Source organism: Gordonia sp. UBA7599, from assembly GCA_002477755.1.
Classification (GTDB): Bacteria; Actinomycetota; Actinomycetes; order Mycobacteriales; family Mycobacteriaceae; genus Gordonia.
On sequence record DLKD01000136.1, the window covers coordinates 1 to 308 of the forward strand.

1 protein-coding gene is annotated in these 308 nt (G+C 73.7%); it reads right to left on the reverse strand.

Annotated features, from left to right (window positions below; all coding sequences use genetic code 11):
* On the reverse strand, positions 1-308 hold a 308-nt coding region (locus B4L26_RS15335), incomplete at both ends, for a hypothetical protein (RefSeq protein WP_290720115.1).

The window sequence follows — 308 nt, forward strand, 5'->3', positions numbered from 1 at the left end:
CCGCATGCGTTGGACCGGCCGCGAGCCAGTGCCGGGCTTCCTCGACCGCCCGACCTCGTCCGGCCAGTGTCCGAGCCGCAGCGACGTGGCGGCGTGCGCGCCGCGACGCCGACAAGGAGTCGTAGAGCGTGTCGCGCACCAGGGCGTGGGCGAACGAGTACCGGTCGATGCCGTCCTCGACGACAAGTCCGGCGGCCATCGCCGGCTCGAGCGCTTCCAGCACTGCGTCCTCATCGGTGCCCGACAGCGCGGCCAGTGTCTCGCCGTCGACCCGGCGGCCGAGGACGGCCGCGTCGGTGAGCATCGCC